The sequence below is a fragment of the Nostoc sp. genome (assembly GCF_036917815.1).
In the GTDB taxonomy this organism is placed as follows: Bacteria; Cyanobacteriota; Cyanobacteriia; order Cyanobacteriales; family Nostocaceae; genus Nostoc.
This window is the reverse complement of record NZ_JBALEK010000001.1, coordinates 1-18,632: the sequence shown is the minus strand read 5'-3', so window position 1 is coordinate 18,632 and position 18,632 is coordinate 1. Positions and strand designations below refer to the sequence as shown.

General features: G+C 41.4%; 13 protein-coding genes and 1 pseudogene. 7 read left to right on the top strand and 7 right to left on the bottom strand.

The annotated features are described in order from the left end of the window. The first annotated feature begins 296 nt into the window (after positions 1-296). Positions 297-1,850, top strand: a complete 1,554-nt coding sequence (locus V7K97_RS00070; RefSeq protein WP_334798648.1) for a cation:proton antiporter — start codon at positions 297-299, stop codon at positions 1,848-1,850. A 92-nt stretch (positions 1,851-1,942) separates the two neighbouring features. Then, positions 1,943-2,401: a hypothetical protein gene (locus V7K97_RS00065; protein ID WP_334798647.1), complete on the top strand. Its 459-nt coding sequence runs from the start codon at positions 1,943-1,945 to the stop codon at positions 2,399-2,401. A 216-nt stretch (positions 2,402-2,617) separates the two neighbouring features. On the opposite strand, the gene V7K97_RS00060 is transcribed toward V7K97_RS00065, so the two are convergent. The 4 genes from V7K97_RS00060 to infC form a co-directional block, all read right to left on the bottom strand. Next, complete coding sequence (locus V7K97_RS00060; protein WP_334798645.1) at positions 2,618-3,178, bottom strand: DUF3124 domain-containing protein; 561 nt, start codon at positions 3,176-3,178, stop codon at positions 2,618-2,620. Between the two features lie 343 nt (positions 3,179-3,521). Then, on the bottom strand, positions 3,522-4,199 hold the full coding sequence (locus V7K97_RS00055) for a potassium channel family protein (RefSeq protein WP_334798644.1): 678 nt from the start codon (positions 4,197-4,199) through the stop codon (positions 3,522-3,524). A 545-nt stretch (positions 4,200-4,744) separates the two neighbouring features. After that, positions 4,745-7,750, bottom strand: coding sequence for an MFS transporter (locus V7K97_RS00050; RefSeq protein WP_334798643.1), 3,006 nt, complete (start codon positions 7,748-7,750; stop codon positions 4,745-4,747). 623 nt (positions 7,751-8,373) lie between these two features. Next, the gene (gene infC, locus V7K97_RS00045) at positions 8,374-8,907 is read right to left on the bottom strand and encodes a translation initiation factor IF-3 (protein ID WP_334798642.1); all 534 of its coding nucleotides are present in this window, start codon (positions 8,905-8,907) and stop codon (positions 8,374-8,376) included. A 442-nt stretch (positions 8,908-9,349) separates the two neighbouring features. On the opposite strand from infC, the gene V7K97_RS00040 reads away from it, so the two are divergent. Further along, a complete protein-coding gene (locus V7K97_RS00040) occupies positions 9,350-10,030 on the top strand; it encodes a HEAT repeat domain-containing protein (protein ID WP_334798641.1) in 681 nt (226 codons plus the stop codon). Between the two features lie 76 nt (positions 10,031-10,106). Next, the gene (locus tag V7K97_RS00035) at positions 10,107-10,673 is read left to right on the top strand and encodes a phycobiliprotein lyase (protein ID WP_334798639.1); all 567 of its coding nucleotides are present in this window, start codon (positions 10,107-10,109) and stop codon (positions 10,671-10,673) included. A 335-nt stretch (positions 10,674-11,008) separates the two neighbouring features. On the opposite strand, the pseudogene V7K97_RS00030 reads toward V7K97_RS00035, so the two are convergent. After that, positions 11,009-11,194 (bottom strand): annotated as a pseudogene (locus V7K97_RS00030) (Uma2 family endonuclease); the annotation flags it as partial. Between the two features lie 490 nt (positions 11,195-11,684). Here V7K97_RS00030 and V7K97_RS00025 point away from each other — a divergent pair. Together V7K97_RS00025 and V7K97_RS00020 are read left to right on the top strand one after the other, a co-directional pair. Next, positions 11,685-12,311 (top strand): restriction endonuclease subunit R, encoded by a 627-nt coding sequence (locus tag V7K97_RS00025; RefSeq protein ID WP_334798638.1) that lies wholly within the window; start codon positions 11,685-11,687, stop codon positions 12,309-12,311. 5 nt (positions 12,312-12,316) lie between these two features. Beyond that, complete coding sequence (locus V7K97_RS00020; RefSeq protein WP_334798636.1) at positions 12,317-13,474, top strand: cysteine desulfurase family protein; 1,158 nt, start codon at positions 12,317-12,319, stop codon at positions 13,472-13,474. Between the two features lie 41 nt (positions 13,475-13,515). Here the strand turns inward: V7K97_RS00020 and V7K97_RS00015 are convergent, their stop codons facing one another. After that, positions 13,516-15,294, bottom strand: a complete 1,779-nt coding sequence (locus V7K97_RS00015; protein WP_334798635.1) for a GmrSD restriction endonuclease domain-containing protein — start codon at positions 15,292-15,294, stop codon at positions 13,516-13,518. 108 nt (positions 15,295-15,402) lie between these two features. After that, positions 15,403-16,497, bottom strand: a complete 1,095-nt coding sequence (locus V7K97_RS00010) for a 1-aminocyclopropane-1-carboxylate deaminase/D-cysteine desulfhydrase (RefSeq protein ID WP_334798634.1) — start codon at positions 16,495-16,497, stop codon at positions 15,403-15,405. A 226-nt stretch (positions 16,498-16,723) separates the two neighbouring features. On the opposite strand from V7K97_RS00010, the gene V7K97_RS00005 reads away from it, so the two are divergent. Beyond that, positions 16,724-18,454, top strand: coding sequence for a diflavin flavoprotein (locus V7K97_RS00005; RefSeq protein WP_334798632.1), 1,731 nt, complete (start codon positions 16,724-16,726; stop codon positions 18,452-18,454). Positions 18,455-18,632: the final 178 nt, after the last annotated feature.

Sequence of the window (18,632 nt, the reverse complement as noted above, 5' to 3'; positions counted from 1 at the left end):
AAGCCACGAAACACCTAACCCCCTAACCCTCTTCCCGACGCTCTAAGGGGGAAAATTCAAAGTCTCTCTCCTAAGAGGAGAGAGATTTAGAGAGAGGTTTTCCAGATACCGTGAAAAGTCAGGGTCTGAATCCCCCTCCAAGTTTTCCCAGTCCCGAGTCCCTTTTTCAAATATGAGTTAGCCGATCGCCTTTACGCTGGGTTGGCTAGCTACGGTAACACCCTGAAGTTGCTAATTTGGCCTGAATGAGGGGAGAATCTATCAGTCAGGTCAAACTAACTTTCCAAAACTTAATAGTGGATGTTACAGAATTAGTCAAAGTTTCAATTATTCTCTTGCTTGTTGCAACAGGTGTTGCTCTGCTGTCCCGGCGGTTGCGAATCCCTTATGTTACAGGTTTAGTATTAGCAGGTTTGCCCATCACCGAGTTATTGTCTCGACGGATTGGTTTAAATCCATCTCTAATTTTGAATCTTTTTTTGCCAATTCTCATCTTTGAAGCTGGTATTAATACTGATGTCAGCCGTCTACGCAGCACTTTTAAACCAATTGCCCTACTAGCTGGGCCTGGGGCTGTGCTTTCTAGCGCGATTATTGCCGTTGTGTTGAAATTTGGGCTGGGACTGAGTTGGATACCTGCCTTATTTGTAGGAGTAATGCTGGCAAACACTGATACTGTTTCCATGATTGCCGTCTTTAAGGATATACCAGTGCCTGCGAGACTTTCCACCATCGTTGAAGGAGAAACTCTATTTAACGATGCAACTGCCTTAGTTTTGTTCAACCTGATTTTGCAAGTATATTCAACAGGTTCAGTCACATTTATAGAGGGAATCGAACAACTACTATTTATCTTTCTAGGAGGCTGCCTTCTGGGGTTGGTTTTGGGCTACTTGAGCATCCCTGTATTCGCCCGTTTAGATGATGCTCTCAGTAGTCTTTTACTGACAGTCGCAGTTGCATTAGGAACTTTTCAGGCTGGGGAATTTCTCGGTGTATCGGGTGCTGTGGCTGTAGTTGTAGCTGGATTGATTTTCGGGAATTTAGGGCTTTCTCGCAATACTTCTGCTTCTAGTCGCATCACCTTGTTAAGTTTCTGGGAATATGCGAGTTTTACCGTCAACACCTTTATTTTTCTGCTGATAGGTGTAGAAATAAACCTGGTAACGCTCTGGAAAACTTTACCTGCAATTCTACTTGTAGTTTTAGCTTATCAAATTGGGCGAGTTCTTACGGTCTATCCGCTACTAGCAATAGTTCGTTGGATTGACCGCCCAATTCCCCTACCCTGGCAGCATTTACTATTTTTCGGCAACATCAAAGGTTCATTGTCAATGGCTCTGGCGTTGAGCTTACCTGCTACACTCCCAGGGCGAGAAGTTTTGATAGCTATAGTCTTTGGCTGTGTGTTGGTGTCGTTGGTGGGACAGGGTTTGAGTTTGCCTTGGGTGGTAAAACGCTTAAAATTAACTAAATTTTCGGAAGTTCAACAACAGGTTGAAGAATTGCAAGCCCAGTTGATAACGGGTAAGGCAGCACAAGATGAATTAGATAGTCTGTTGAAATCAGGGGTGTTACCAAAAGCTGTTTATGAAGAGATGCGTTCAGGTTATCAGGTGCGAATTGCCGGTGCAGAAAAGATACTGCGGGAACTTTATAATCGTCGCCCTGATGAGGTGGAAGGCGAAAGTGGTAAGAGCAGTAAACTTGAAGCCATTCGCCGGCGTTTGCTGTTGGCAGAAAAAGGAGCGCTCAATGAGGCAATGCGGAAGCGAATTCTCTCGGAAGAAATTGTGCGCGGGCGGATACAAATTCTTGATGAGCAATTGTTAAAATTAGAGGATGATTAAGTAATTGTTGGGTATGGGGGATAGAAAGAGATATTCTTATTCCCTGGTGTGCCCATTCAGTTGTGGAGGTTTCGCTAGAACTTATTGCAAATATGTCTGAAAATTTTCGTGTTCGTTTCGGTAATACAAACCACGGATGGATGCCTGTTAACTTGATTACGAATGATCAACAATTCTCATTCATAGCTTCTTATATACCCTATGACTCGCTCGCTGAACTTGTGGAGGCATTAAGTTTATTTCTTCAAGTAGGTTATTTAAAAATTGTTCGGTGGAATGCAGAGCCAACATACTACGAGTTTATTTTCTCAGAAAGTAATGAGCAAGCAATGTTAAGAGTAATTGAGTACACTAACCAAAAACGAGTTCAAAATGCGGAGCAAGTAGTCTTCACTTTTTCTGGCTCCAGAGTATCGTTGATTATTCCATTTTGGCGGGCTTTACGTGATATCGAAACCCGCCACGGCTTCGAGCAAAATTGGCAACGACCCTTTGCAAAGCAAGGAATGCAACTACTAGGAGAGCAAATACATAAACAGCAGCATTGCTGATATTAGTCGCAGATAATTTGAGCCTAGAAATGTCTTATTTGCAAGTCTCAACGGTTAGGGACTGGAGTTTAGACTAAAAGCAATATGAGGGAATGCAATTAAAAACACTCTCAAGTCAGTATCAACGTATCCGCGATATTTGATAATCACGTAGTGTCTATTTGTTACAAAAGTACTACGATTTTGACCAGATCAAAATGCATTTTTTTAAGATTCTTATTTTAAAGGCGATCGCGTATGGTTATTTTGACTTTTAATTACTCTACCAGGACTGATAAAAGAAATTCCCTGTTGAAAGTCAGTACCAATCATCACTGCCTCCACTATGGGTTCGGATATTTCTGTTTGGGCTACCCACTCAACAATGAAGTTTGCGCCTAAACCTCCACTGGTGTCATTTCTATTTATAAAAAAATCTGTAGAAGCTAGGGCATCAAGTTGAATCGGGCGCTCTAAATACTGTTTAACTAGCTTTCCTTCTGAGTTATAGTAGCGCACAGAAGTAATAATAATCGGCTTGGTCAAGTCTGTATTCCGAATACTGAGGGTAACTGCTAACTCGAAAATCTCCTGTCGATTGTGATGATAGATATGAGAATATACAGGAACATAAAGAGTTTGACCGCTTGCTATCTTAAAATTCTTATCCAGCGTCACTGTTTTTTGCACAGGGGTTGCTTGAGTGGCATCGGGTTGTGACTTGGGGGGAATATTTGTTGGTTCACAAGATGTAAGAATAATAGCGATCGCTAAATAAATATGTGGATACGGTTTCATCAAAACTATCTACACCAATTTTATATATAGGACTCATATTTGATTATTGAAATATACGTAGGGCGCGTTACGCCAAAGGCTAACGCACCACCTTCAAGTTTTGGGTGCGTTAGGCTACGCCATAACACACCCTACTGGCGTGTCTAGGCTAAAATGCTGCAAAAAAATTGCTTTGTTGGGTGGAGGCTTTGCGTAACCCAACATCCTGATAATCAGTTGGGTTGCGCTCCGCTCCACCCAACCTACATCTAATACAGTATTTTAGCCTAGACAGTCCACTACATACTACTTAGATTTTTTCAGAAATCAAATCAAATTCCTATATCTATCTAGCTAACTGCGCTCAACATTTTTGTTGAATAAAATCAATGACTTGATGTAAACATCCTGGTTTAGTCACAATCAGCACGGTTGAATGAGGTTCCAGTATTGTACTGCCGTTAGGAATCATCAAATCTTCGTGGGGATGGGATTGATAGCCAATAATTAGCGAACCAGAAGGGAATCGGGAATCCTGAGCAATTTCGGCAAGGCTACGGCCAGCAACATAGCAATTGTTGGGGATGGAAAGTTTCAAAACCTCAATCTGTCCCTGCTCAAAATGCATCATTGATTCCACTTGGGGATATTCAATGGCGTTTACCATTGTTGAAACTGATAGTTCAACAGTACTGATAATGTGGTTGGCTCCAGCTATTCGGAGTGGTTCGGCAAAATCGGGGTGGCGCATCCGACTTAAAATATGGGTGACTCCGTAGTGTTTGGCAAGAGTTACCATTGCCAAGTTTAAAGCATCACTTCTCAGAGATGCTGCTAAGGAACCGGCTTTGCGAATCCCAGCTTCTAACAAGACTTCTGTACTGACAGCACTGCCTTCAAAAGCCATTGCTCCCACTTGTTCACGGGCGTAGCGGCAAGCGATAGGATCAATGTCAATGACGGCAACAGTATGTCCTAGTTCTACCAGTTTTTGCGCTAAACTTAAGCCCACTAAGCCGGCTCCACCGATGAGTACGTACATGAATCTTCCTGATATTCTGGGAATTTTTACTTCACTAGACCTTTTGCAAAAGTCCCCTAACACCCCACTCCCAACCCCTAAGAGCTTGCGGGGAGGGGAGACTTTGACGTAAGTTAAAGGCGGGGTGGGGTTCTTTTTTTGATTTAGGGACTGACAAATAAAAAAATGTCCTAAAAACTGGCTCAAAAACCCTCTCTATTTCTCCTCTCTCTGTGTTCTCTGCGCGGCAGTCGCTCATGGGGGAAACCCCCAGACGCTCTCTACGAGACGCTAAAAGCGTAGCTTGCTTCCCTGTAAGGGTACGCGGACTCGCTTGCCGCCGGCGCTATCGCTCTTAGCGTCTCCCCTTCTCACATTGGGAGAGGCTAGCGCCAAGGGAGAAGACCGCGCTGCCTTGTCTGGAGTGGTTCGTTTCTTTGGATAATTTATTTCCTGTCAGTCCCTTATGCAAGAAGTCTACTTTACAGGTTAACAAATATAGTTATTGGGCATTGGGTATTGGGCATTAGTTATTAATTTTGCTTCCACAGTGATTGCAGGTTTTTTCAGTTGTAGTTTTTGAATTGGTATTTTTCGAGTAACTCTTTAACTTGAGCAGCTACCAAAGGATGTGAATCTTTTTGTAACTGGGGGAGGATTTGCAGGAGAACACGATGTGAAACCATATTTAAGTATGCGATCGCAGCTTCTCTGACAAAGCCGGTTGGATGACGCAAACTCACTAATATCTCAGCACTGGTTAGTCGGATGCGTGTCACTTGAGCATAATGAAAACAGCAAGCCAAGCACCAGTCAGAAAGGAAGTTACCCAACATCAGCAATCTGTGGAGGCGATCGCTAATTACCATATTCTCATATTCTCCGATCTTGGCTTCTACAAGATGTTGCAATTTTTCGGACTGTGGCCGGTTATCTAAAATATTCAGCAATAAGGACTTTGAAGACAAAGTTATGGTATGCTCTAGGATTTCTAACCCCCGTGCTAAGTTTACCACTGAGAGCGATCGCAGATTGAAGGATGCTGCCTGCATCTTTTCTGGCGAGTAAAGCAGTCTCAGTAACAATAGCAGCCGCTCTTTGACATCCAATTCCAATTCTAAAAGGGCGCGTTGCAGTAACTCAGAGACAATCACAACCCTCTCACTGGATTGATAATTTTCTTTTTCGTCTAGGGTTTGGAAGTCAATGTATGCAGCGTAAATCTCACCTAAAAACTTTAATTCCTGCTTAATTAAATTTTCTACCCGACTTTCATAAAACCGATCTACTAAACCTTTAATTCCTGGTTGTTTATGTATTTTTAGTAAGCTGCGAAGAATATGATCTCTAGTAATACCCCAAGATATTTCTAAGTTTTCCCATAAAGTCTCTAAGGCTTCCTGAGTACCGACTTGAGCAATGGTGCGCCAAGCATACATCCGCACTACTTCCGGTTTGTAAGTATTAGTAGCCAACCGCAACAGCATTTCTAAAGCTTCATTTTCCAGTCGCATTAGGGCTGACATTGCTGTGCTACGAGTTGATTTGTAATAAAGTGCTGCAATCAGTGCCGAATAGTACTCTTCTAAATGGGTTGCTGCAATCATTTCCAATACCGCACAGCGCACCCGTAATGACTCATCTTGTAATAAATTTGGGATGTGAATCCGCAACGCTTGCAAATAAACTGCTTCTCTAAGCGCTCTAACTCCATTCACCCGTTCCCGTTCTTGCTTATGAGTCAACATCCGGCGCATAGTTTGGGTAGCCGCTACCTTTTGCATGGGTGTTCCCTGGCGTAAGACTAAAGCGGCGGCGGTGGCGCGGATGAGTGAGTTTTGCCGGGGGTGTAAATATCCTTCTAAAAGGCTTAAATTGGGATTTGGTTCAGCCAGCCAAACGTAGCGCAGCGCTAAGGCAAAAACTTCGGGGTTAGTTTCTTGAGATTCTTCTAATAAAGGACGGATGGCGGGTAGATAAGCCGAATTTACACCTCCCGTCAGCATCACCTCCAGACTTTGGCGTTGCAAATCTGGGGTTAATTTCACTAGTAGAGGTGCTAAAACTTCCGCAGCTCCTTGCAAGTCCATTTGGGCTAAAAGTTCAATGCAAGAGCGTTTATCAGCCTCACTGCCTTTTTCTGCTAAAGCTTTGACTACTCCCTGTTTGAAGAATCGTAAGCCCATATTGGTTGCACTTAATTGACCCCGCGCCACACTTAAGACTAACAGTTCAACATAGCGCGATCGCAATTCCCAAACTACTTTTAAACAGGTGGCAGCTATCAGCATTGTTTCTGCGACTAACACCCACTTTTGCAATGGTACGGGTACAAACCGCCCACAAAATAATATAGTTGCAAAAATTAGCGCTCCTGTCAAACCTGTGGCGATCGCTTCGGCGGTTCCCCCAGATAAAGTCTGCATCCGGCTGCGAATTCCCTCTGGAATCGGTTGGTACAGGATAGGGCCGCTACTCATGACAAAGGTATAGCGCAGAAGTTCATCAAAGAATTTGACAATTATCAAACCCCAAAAAAAGCTTTGCGATTGCATAGCTGGAATTAAATGCAGCAATACCAGCACCCCTGGGAGTGAAAAGCCAACGGTGATTGGTAAAAGCGTCGCCGTGAAAAATACCCCCATGCGTTCAATGAGTCGGCTGGAAATAAACCACTGCAACAACAATTCGCACAGTCCCAACATCCCACCAAAAAGACCCAAGAAACTGGCAAGTTCTCGGTCGCCTAAATTGGATTGGAGTTCGCGCAGATACTGAAAATCTATTAACAACCCAATGACTTGCAACAGTCCGACAAAAGCAAACAACTGCCAAACATAGCGCTTCAGTGGACTTTTAATGAAACGCTCTCGTGAAGCTTGTTCTTCAGGAATTTGTCTTTGTGGGGTTTCAGGAAAAGCTGCAGGGTAGTGATGAGTTAAATAGAATAAAATCCCTGATCCGAATAAAATGACTACACAGGCAATAAGGATAATCCTATTTAGGGTGGTGTATTGCACTAGCCAAGGCAAACTAAAGCCACTGATGACATCTGCGACTAAAAGACCACTACTCACCAGTGGGTAAGTGCGCTTAATTTCCCGAATGTTAAATAGTTGGTTGGCGACGATGGAGATGTTAAGGTCATTGACTACATAAAGCGCATCTACCCACAGCCGCAGCAGAAATACCGAAATAACTGCCAGGTAGGAAAATTGCGAACCCCAACGTAATACAATTAATAAAACTAATGGCACCAACATACAAGGTGCGATCGCCACAATCACCCGCCGTAAGGGAAAAATCTTTTGCAGCCAGGAGTATAAAAAAACCAGTCCAGCACTCATCACGGCGCTGGCAATATACATCCACGGCAGCAGATGAGTACCATATTGATCCAAAAACAGCGCCACAGTACTGTCCTCTGCCCACCGCAATCCTACACAGACAGTTGTGTAAAAAAGAAACATTATCTGAGTTCGTTCACTCTCCTCTGGTCGGAGATTTACCCACTGTAGTAGTCGTGTTAGAACACCTTTATTTGTAGCCAACCAGTAATTTTTCAGTTCCATGCAGTTTTAGTTTCTGGTAGATATCACCGTTTCAGGAGGCAGGGGACAGGGGACAGGAGTTCTTTAATTTTGAATTTTGAATTTTGAATTGATTTCCCCCTTATTCCCTGGAAATAGCAAAAGTCCTGAGCAACTGAGTATTATGTTTCCCACTCAGCCTTCAGGACTATCGATTTCAGATAAATTTAATTCACCTCAGAGGTAGGGCACCCAGGTGTCAATACCCTTGGGTTACGGCAGTTTTCATGTGTTTGAACCACATCTGTCGTAGGGGCACAGCATGCTGTGCCCCTACTGCGTGGTCTATTTAGGGACTGACAAGAAATAAATTATCCAAATAAACAACCACTCCAGACAATAGAGTTGCCAGTGCGCCCTTGCGGTTAAGAGACTTGTACCCCTCCGGGGATCTTGCTACGCGTAGCGTCTCCCCCTGGGAGAAGCAACTGGCGCAACACAGAGAAAGGAGAAATAGAGAGGGTTTTTGAGTCAGTTTTGGGACATTTTTTTATTTGTCAGTCCCTTAAGCCCAAAGCGCATATTGCAGCCAAAGGAAAAATGAGAAAATCCCCTGGCTTCTAGCCAGGGGATTTCCAAACTTGGTCTATTAAGCAGTTAGAAGATTATTTTTTGGGTGAGATGAGCATCATCATGTTTCGCCCTTCTTTTTTAGGCGCTTGTTGAAGTTCACCAAAAGGCTCTAAATCCGTTGCCATTCGCTTAAGCAAATCTTCTGCTAAGTCGCTGTGTTGAATTTCTCGACCCCGGAACATCACAGTTGCTTTGACTTTATCGCCATCTTTCAAAAAGCGCTCTGCTTGCTTGACACGCACGTTGTAGTCGTGTTCTTCTATTTTGTAGCGCATCTTAACTTCTTTGACATCAGCCGTGTGCTGCTTTTTCCGGGCTTCCCGCGCCTTTTTTTCCTGCTCAAACTTGTATTTCCCGTAGTCCATAATCCGACAAACCGGCGGGTCAGCTTTATCACTGATTAGCACCAAATCTAGCTCTTTTTCTTCTGCTAGTTGTACTGCTTCCAGTGGGGGCATAATTCCCATCTGGGCACCGTCAGTGTCAATAACCCGAATTTTTGGGAAGCGAATTCGTTCGTTAATTTGGGGCAGATCGCGAGTTCTTTTCTTCTCAATCACAGCCATTATGATTTTTGGGAGTTCTTAATGAAGGATTTGGTGTGGTCTAGATTGGTATGCCTCTGATAGGCAAAATACTGAACTAACTCAGAACTGAAAACATAGTCTACAATTCTAGGGTAACTAATCCATAAAATAGTTGCCTCGTTGTATTTGCCATTTTACTAACTCTCAGATAATTTCTCTGCAATAGTTAATCTAAATTACACAACCTAGACTATGTTAAATATTATTACAATTATTTAGCAATCCTTTTGGCGATCGCAAGATTGGGGACACTTCGACAAGCTCAGTGCATCGCTGGGGACTGGGAAGATTTGAATGGAGATTCAGACCCCAACCAAATCTTACTCATATTTTCTTCCCCAATCCCCAACTTCACTATGGCGACAGCCTAATGATCGGATCGGTGTACATTAAGATAAGTAAAGAAAACGCTTGGAACTAAATGGCAGCTCTCAGCTTACAAGAAATTTCTACTCAGTTAGAAAGTCCGAATTTACGCGATCGCATGGTAGCCCTTGCTAATCTGCGTCATGTTGACCCTGAAGATGCAGTCCCTTTGATTAAAAAGGTACTAGACGACGAATCTTTGCAACTGCGATCGATGGCAATATTTGCCCTGGGAATCAAGCCCACGCCAGAATGTTATTCAATTTTGGTAAAAATTCTCGAAAATGACCCCGATTATGGTATACGCGCTGATGCCGCCGGTGCCTTAGGATATTTGGGTGATGCTAGAGCCTTTGAGGTGCTATCGCGGGCATTTTATGAAGACACTGATTGGCTAGTACGCTTTAGTGCAGCCGTTTCTCTCGGTAATATTAAAGACCCCCGCGCCCGTCAAATTCTTCTTCAAGCATTGGATAGCAAAGAAGTAGTGTTGCAACAAGCGGCAATCTCTGCACTGGGAGAAATTAAAGATATTGAGTCTGTTGATCAAATTCTACGCTTCGCCCAATCAGATGATTGGTTAGTCAGGCAGCGTTTAGCAGAAGCCTTGGGAAATCTTCCTACTCCCAAGAGTGTCTCAGCCTTAAAATACCTAGAAAAAGACAATCATTTCAACGTTGCCGAGGCAGCCAGAATTGGCCTCAAGAAGCTTGAGGAAATAGACAATCAAACTTAATATTAAAACCTCCTGCTACCTTTTAATAAATAATTAAGTGGCAATCTTAGCATTTTGATGTAGGGTAATTTAATTCATGAATATTGAAGAATTTTTTCAGTTAAGCGCTGGTAAATGGTTTTCTCATCGTACTAGTCAACATTTGGCTTTTAACCAATCTGAAAATAGCAAGTCAGACATGATCATTGAGACGCTGGCATTAGATCATCCAGAAGTGATCAAACTGTGTCAAAATTATAAAATTAATCCTAGTTCTGCTTCCTATGCTACCAAAATTACCTGGAACGGCATAGTGGAAAAGAATCAACCAAAACACAGTGGTTCAACTGTCTTAGTGTCAGTACCTGATGCGGATAATCCAGCCCAAGGTAAGTTACTGCGAGAAATAGTTGATGCTAATAAAACTCCAGTTGCCGGACGCTATAAAATTGACAGTGACGGTGCTTTGATCCTAACTACAGAGGATGAAACCATCTCGTCAGAGGAACGCTTGTGGTTTGCTAGCCCCAATTTGCGAATGCGGGTAAATGTCCTCAAGAGTTTTGGTGGATTTAGTATCACTTCCTTCACTTCTGAGATTCGTATGGGTGGCTTTCCGCCAGCCGAGAAAGCTTCGGAAGCGGCTAATTCAGTATCTAGTTAGTTAGTTTGATGATAAGCTGTTGCGCCTTTAATTTGCACTAATATTTTTTCAATATAATTGTGGGGTGGGCAACATGAGCGCCCTGATAATGCAAGTTGTATACGTAACAGCTTAAAATATTCCCTCCGTATCTGGGGGGAATTAACTATAGGACTACTATTTGATTTTCAAAAAGATACGTAGGGTGTGTTAGCGACAGCGTAACGCACTAAATCCTTACGAATGGTGCGTTACGGATTTCATCCTAACGCACCCTACAGTACCTAATTTTGTTCAAAAATCAAATAGGAATCCTATAGGGATGGGTTAGCATTAGCGAATTAGGAATTAAAACGCTACATCACAGCAGCTTGAAAAATCTGGTTTGGAGTGAGATTCAATTCAGGAAAAGTTTGGGAGATAATGCAATCGCTATCTCGAAACTTACTTATCTGATATTCCCCATCAACCAAGTTACAAACGGAAATTGTCGCTTGTTTGGGATTACCGATAAAATTACGTCCACCCAAGGCAGCATAATCTGGAAATATTATCTCTAATCTAGGCGACTGCCAGCAGTTTCTCTACCATTTCAGGCTTTGATTAATTATTACTTTGATGTTAAACAGACCCGCGTTGTATGGATTTAGCAATAGACATCTCCAGAAAAGATTTAGATACCACACAATTCTACGCAGACCTAACCCCCCTTCCCCCCTTCCCTACTAGCGTTGGGGGGTTTTAAAGCCTCTCTCCGCTTGTCTGACGACAGGCTGACGCCAACGGGGAGAGGTTTGGAGAGGGGTCTTTTTCTTTTACGGAGATGTCTAATGCTAAACCCATACAAAATAGGCGTTGGATGCATTTTCAATCCCATAGTTAGCCAAGTATTCAAGAAGTCGCCAATTTACCTGAAAATAGCTGTAAGTTACACATCGCATAACTTGTATTTTAGACTAGCGATCGCTTTCACTGATCTGGGAGAGTGTCACAATAGCTATACTGTATGTAGCAATATATTTTGAATTAATTATGGTTCAATTTATCCAAGCTCATAATGTCAGCCTTGCTTATTTAGAAGCAAGATTTGGTCTGCAACAAACTGAAGGTGAAGATTTTTTTACAGAGTGGTTTGACGCTCTACCAGAAATCACAGATATAGAAAAACAATATCTAGACAGAGTTAAAACTAATTTTATGAGATTGGTTAAACACCCACCAATCTTAGAAAATGCAGTAAAAATGCTAGTTGTATCTCCTTTATTAGACTTGGCGGGATTCTATGGTGAGCCATTTTTTCTTGCTACTGAAGAATCTCTAGAAATCGCTTTAGAGGATGAAGGAGAAATTATCAGAGGGCGCATTGATATTCTAGTTATTCAAGAAAAATTCTGGTTGTTAGTAATTGAATCTAAAAGGGCTAGTTTTTCTCTTTTAGCAGCCATCCCTCAAACATTGACTTATATGTTGGCTAATCCTAATCCAGATAAACCTGTGTTCGGATTAGTGACTAATGGAGAAGATTTTCAATTTATCAAGCTAATAAAGCAAGATAAAGCGAAGTATAATTTGTCTGATAAATTCACTTTATCTAAGCGACAAAATGAATTATATCAAGTTCTCAGAATTTTAAGAAAACTAAGTCAAAGTTTGAGTTAATAATTATGTCTAATCGTCCTATATACCTTGATTCTCACGCTACTACACCCGTAGATAAACGGGTACTAGCAGCAATGCTCCCCTACTTTACAGAAAAATTTGGCAACCCAGCAAGTATCAGTCATGTTTATGGTTGGGAAGCAGAAGCAGCTATTAAGCAAACGCGAGAAATTTTAGCAGCAGCAATCAACGCCACACCAGAAGAAATTGTTTTTACAAGTGGTGCAACAGAAGCGAATAATTTGGCGATTAAAGGTGTTGCCGAAACTTATTTTAAAAAAGGTCAGCATATTATTACTGTTGTCACTGAACATGGTGCAGTTATTGATCCTTGTAATTATTTAAAAAGTCTCGGTTTTGAAATTACTATTCTCCCTGTCCAAAAAGATGGATTGATTGATTTAACTGAGTTAAAAAAAGCTTTCCGTCCTGAGACGATTTTGGTATCGGTGATGGCTGCAAATAACGAAATTGGCGTGTTACAGCCTTTGGCAGAAATTGGGGAAATGTGCTTTGATCGCAATATCATTTTCCATACCGATGCCGCCCAAGCTATTGGTAAAATTCCCTTAGATGTGCAAGGGATGAAAATTGATTTGATGTCGCTAACAGCACATAAAGTATATGGTCCCAAAGGTATTGGAGCGCTGTACGTCCGCAGACGCGATCCCAGGGTAAAATTGGCTCCCCAGCAGCACGGTGGCGGTCATGAACGGGGGATGCGTTCTGGTACATTGTATACACCGCAAATTGTCGGCTTTGGGAAAGCTGTAGAAATCGCTTTGGCTGAACAAGCAACAGAAAACCAACGCCTCACCCAGTTAAGACAAAGATTGTGGGAACAGCTTTCGCAAGTTGAAGGAATTCATCTCAACGGACATCCGCAACAGCGATTGGCGGGAAACTTGAGTATCAGTGTTGAGGGAGTGGATGGAGCCGCACTTTTGCTAGGATTGCAGCCAGTAATGGCCATATCTTCTGGTTCTGCTTGCTCGTCGGCACATACTGCACCTTCCCATGTTCTCACAGCATTGGGACACCCCCAACAGCTAGCTTATGCCTCGGTGAGGTTCGGTATTGGACGGTTTAATACAGAAGAGGAGATTGATATTGTGGCAAAGCATGCGATCGCTACTATTCAAAGTCTACAAAATAAACGGTAAGCATGAAAGCCAGCAATGCCTCTTTTTTGGCGCAGGTATTGCTACAAATAGATATTATCTGTGCGATTGCCCATATCAAAAACATTAAATTCAATTCCTTCTAACTTCAGTCTCAAAGCCTCTATTAAGAGGTTTACTCTTTCTTGAATAAAAATGGTTAAGGCGTGTTCAGGAAGTGCATCGGCTCTTGACCATTCAAGAATAATCGTAGGTATAAGATGAGAGCGTAGCACTGTCTCTAAACCAGGCTCGTCATATTCTTTAAGATAATCTAATGGATTTTTATCGCTAATTTTCAAATTAGTTATTTGAGACAGATAGGCAATATTCATCAAGCTGTCACATTCTATTTGACTAGCAATGCCACTCTGTTTAATAAAGTTAACTGGAAATATATGGTGTAAGTTAGGCTTATCTGTGAACAAGTAATAAACATCAGACAAAACATCGTTATGGGGTTTTGCCCAATCCTGCGGTTTGTGGTTTGCATAAAGTGATAGTATGGCTCTGGATAAGCGACCTCTATAACTGTAGAAAGATTTTCTTATGGAATTCTTATCAATATCAAATTGATTGAATGAGTAAGTACTATTAGCCTTTTCTTGATTAACAAAGTATATATGTTGCCAGAGGTGAGTAGTGTTTGTTAGTAAGTCTGAATTATGAAAACTATAATACCAAAAATACTTACTTAAAAAACTATAATCTGGTTTGTGATTACGATAAAAATATGCTGTAATAGTCAGGTACAAATATCGGTAAGGAATTAATCTTCCACCCTTAATATGCAAACAATTATCAAAGAAATTAAAAGTTTTAGCAACCGCTATTTTAAAATTAGACCATACAGCTTCAATATGCTCTGTTTTTAGCTCATTCAAGTACTTGTCAGTAATATTTTGTATCGCGGCTTCGGGAAATTCAAGTTTTACCACTACAGCTAGCATCTGGAGCAATGTCCAATTATCAATACTGGCATATTGACTACCAGGAATAGTTTTTTTAAATTTATCAAATAATTCACGAAGATAAAACCCAGAGATATTATTTGTCTTATTTTCAGAACGAAAAGTCTTAGCAACCACAATATCAAAGATATCCAAGGGTTTACCAGCTTGATTAATCCGCTCAAATATTTGGCATACTTCTCCAACTTCAATACCTCGTAACTCAATGAAAGAAATTCTGTAATTATCAAAAATTTGTCTAACTCTCTTTAGCTGTTTTTTGTACAAATTTTTATAATTATTTTCATTCTCTAAAAGATGATCTTCTATAGTATCATAATCACATTTGATATCTTTTAACTTGACAATTAATCCTTGTTTATAACGCTTATATCTCTCTATATTTATTTTTAGTTGACCATCCATATCATCAATCTCATCCCAAAATAAAAATCTTTTTGTATAACTTACGTCATCAGTAGCCTCGGTAAAATCAACAGAAATATCTACATATAGTGTGGGGTCAAAGTTTTCCTTGCCATCAATTTTGCCTCCATGTATTGACATTAAAAGAGCAGTTGTTCTTTGTTGTCCATCTAAAATATATTGGTATTCGTTAGAAGAAAAATTATCAGCAAGCTTAATACCTCCTATTTCTCTATGACTTTCTAGTTTAGTACTAGTTTTCCAAATTAAAATACTTCCTAAAGGGTAAAATTTATAAATACTGTCCCAGAGTTTTTTAACATTTTCTTTCTCCCAGACGACATCTCTTTGAAAAGTTGGAATTTGATACTTACTAGCTAAAAGATTTTCCAAATAGGTAGCAATACCAGAATCAGTTGGTTGAATACGATCAGTGTATGTAGACATTAAATTGACCTTACCTAACTTTGAGTAAATATCAAGATTGGCGTGTGAATTTAACTTAGTGTAGTAAAATTCCATACAAAGCTAACTGATATTTAATTAAGTGGCAACTCAGATTTTAGAAAATCTCTGCAACTTTTCCTCCATGCCAACGTTACCCTGTAAGCCTCCTGTGTGTACTAGTAATAAGCGATCGCCTTTACAAAAAAATCCCTGCTGTAGTAAATCCATCACTCCGTAAAACATTTTGGCGGTATATACGTAATCAAGGGGTACGCTATGTTCCTGTGTAAACTGCTGGCTGAACAGTAGCAAATCGTCATTCACCTTTGCATAGCCGCCGAAGTGGTAATCACATACCAATTCCCAAGAAGCCGGAGAGTCAACTGGCGAGGGTAAATCAGAGGTGAGGTAATTTGTCAATAAACTTTCCATTTCTTGTGCCAGAAATGCGCCATTTTTCAAAACGGGAAAAGCGATCGCTCTTTGTCCTTGATGCAACGAAAGGGCAATACCAGCCAGTGTGGTAGCTGTACCGCAAGCTATGCATATATGATCAAATGCGTAGGCGTAGCCAGCCGTAGGCATCGCATCAACTATCTGACTTTTCACCTCATCTAACGCAAAACCTAACCCCCTAACCCCCTTCCCTACGAGCGTTGGGGGAAAAATCAAAGCCTCTCCCCTTGTAGGGGAGAGGTTTGGAGAGAGGTTTTCCAGATGCCATGAAAAGTAAGCACTAACTATCTCAGTGCAACCGCGCACACCATTTAAATTACTACCACCTTCGGGAATGATAAACACCTCACCAAAACGTTGTTGCAGATATTCATGTAGCCCTGATGTGTTGCGCTGTCGATACATCTCGCGGTTCAGGTACACCAGCTGCATACCCTGTTGTACAGCAAAACTTAGTGTCGGGTTCAGTGGTAGCCTCTCCTCACCACGAATTACGCCGATAGTACGAAAACCGAAAAGATTCCCAGCCGCCGCAGTTGCATAGATGTGATTGGAATAAGCGCCGCCAAAAGTCAGCAGCGTGGTGAAATTTTTCTCCTTGGCCTCCAAAAGGTTGTATTTCAGCTTGAACCATTTGTTGCCGTTAACCAAGGGGTGCATGAGATCGAGGCGCAGCACATACAGATCAACATCAGCGTCACGGGCAATTTCGCTATTGATTTTTTGTAGAGGAGGAGGAAAAAACATTAACCACGTCTGTCCAGATTTTAACTTAGAATTGATATTCTCTCACGTTTATTATTGAAAAAAAGTAATGATCAACATTGAGTAATTCAATGGTAAATCAATCCAAATAAAGAATAAATCTTTCTGATGATTATCTTTAGAAATTAGCATTTTACTAATTGAGTATTTCAGGTAAACATAAGAAACATAACACTCACTCCAGACAATATTTTTTTGGAAAAAATAAATGGTCGCACTCACACAGCTTACTCAAGTTATTCCTAATCCAGGACGCTTGACGGTTCAAACTGTTGAAATTGCTCCTCAAACGACAGCTATCCGTTGTCTAGACTGGGATAGAGAACGTTTTGATATCGAATTTGGTTTACGGAATGGCACAACCTATAATTCTTTCTTAATTCAGGGAGAAAAAGTTGCCTTGGTTGACACATCTCACCGCAAGTTTGAGCAGCTATATCTAGAGATACTGGTGGGATTAATTGATCCGACTAAAATAGATTACTTGATTATTAGCCATACAGAACCAGACCACAGTGGCTTAGTGAAAAATATTTTAGAATTAGCTCCCTCCATTACTATTGTCGCTGCTAAGGTAGCTATTCAGTTTCTGGAAAATATGGTTCACCAGCCTTTTAAATCAATACAGGTGAAAAGTGGAGAGCTATTAGATTTAGGTGACGGACACAAATTAGAATTTATCTCTGCACCTAACTTACACTGGCCTGACACAATTTTGACTTATGACTACAAAACTTCGACTCTCTACACCTGTGATGTGTTTGGGATGCATTACTGCGATGACCACACCTATGATGAAAATATTAGCTTAATAGAGGAGGATTTTAAATATTACTATGATTGTCTCATGGGGCCGAATGCTCGGTCTGTATTAGCAGCTTTAAAGCGGATTGACAAGTTAGAAATAGTCACAGTTGCTACAGGACATGGCCCATTATTACAAAACTATATCTCCCAATGGCTCGGATGGTATCAAAACTGGAGTTTAGAACAAGCAAAAACAGAGACATTAGTGGCTCTCTTTTATGTTGAAGATTATGGATATAGTGAGCATTTAGTCCGTACCATAGCTCATGGATGCGCGAAAACAGGCGCGTCAGTAGAATTAGTAGCTCTCAATAGTGCTGAACCTCAAGAAGTTCGAGAATTAGTTGCACAAGCTTCTGGTTTAGTAATTGGAATGCCAAATCAATCTTCGGCGATCGCTCAAGCTGCTTTAAGTACAATTTTAGCTGCTGTTCATAAGAAACAGGCAATTGGTTTATTAGAGTCAGGAGGAGGAGAAGATGAGCCGGTTTATCCCTTACGCAATAAGTTTCAAGAACTAGGATTAATTGAAGCCTTTACACCGATCTTAGTTAAGGAAATTCCCACCCAAGGAACGGAACAACTTTGTGATGAAGCGGGGACAGACATGGGTCAATGGTTAAACCGCGATCGCACCATTAAACAAATCAAATCCATCGATAGTGAGCTAGAAAAAGCTTTAGGGCGCATTAGCACAGGATTATACATCATCACTGCCAAAAAAGGAGAAATTCAGAGTGCGATGTTGGCTTCTTGGGTGACACAAGCGAGTCTTGAGCCTTTAGGAGTAGCGATCGCAGTATCCAAAGAACGGGCAATTGAATCCTTGATGCACGTTGGCGATCGCTTCGTTTTAAATGTTTTAGAAGAAGGTAAATATCAAGGATTAATGAAACATTTTCTCAAGCGTTTTGCTCCTGGTGCAGACCGCTTTGCTGGAGTTAAAACATATCCCGCTAACAATGAATCGCCCGTTTTAGCTGAGGCTTTAGCCTATATGGAATGTGAAATTACTAGCCGTATGGACTGTGGAGATCATTGGGTAATTTATAGCACAGTCCAAACTGGAAGAGTTGCCAAGCTAAATGCACTTACCGCCGCCCATCACCGCAAAATTGGTAATCATTACTAAATTGGGGATGGGGCATTGGGCATTGGTTATTAGTCTAGGCTCCTCTACTCACCACAGACGCGATGAATCGCGTCTCTACAACACACAGACGCGATGAATCGCGTCTCTACAACACACAGACGCGATGAATCGCGTCTCTACAACACACAGACGCGATGAATCGCGTCTCTACAACACA